At 35.5% G+C, this 496-nt stretch carries 1 protein-coding gene; it reads right to left on the minus strand.

Annotated elements, in window-relative coordinates; genetic code table 11:
• Positions 1-49: 49 nt before the first annotated feature.
• A partial coding sequence (locus tag HC176_RS16190; protein WP_342448713.1) for a S16 family serine protease occupies positions 50-496 on the minus strand: 447 nt, incomplete at its 5' end.

Raw genomic sequence — 496 nt, forward strand, 5'->3', positions numbered from 1 at the left:
GTCTATTTCTATCATTTTTTTAAATTATTACAATCCTTACTTTTTATTGTCACTCCAACAAAATCCCTTTCTGCATCAACATCTGATTATTAGAATAAAAGGGCACATCCGTATTTCCAAGCACACTTGCTGGCACATTGGCCAGTTCTGGAAGATTGTCCATAGGTACTATAGTTGTTTTGGCACCGTTTTCTGAAAGCATTGTGATTTTGTCTGCCAGGTTAATAGATTTCTCCACTGCTCCACCTACCGAAATATTCCCAAGAACGGCCAGGCCAGGCTTTAAATTCTTTTTATAAATAGATGAAATTACGGCCATATAAACAGCAGATCCTATTCCAGTAGAAATATTGGATCCTAGGACTGTTGTAACCTGAACTGAAATATCAAAATTGGACAAAGAATGCTGAGAGTTTAAAATTGTCTTTTCGTTTGCTTTGATATACTGGTAGGTGTTTTTAATATTTTCCTTCACTTTAGTATTACTCAAACCAGT

The organism is Tamlana crocina (genome assembly GCF_012037625.1).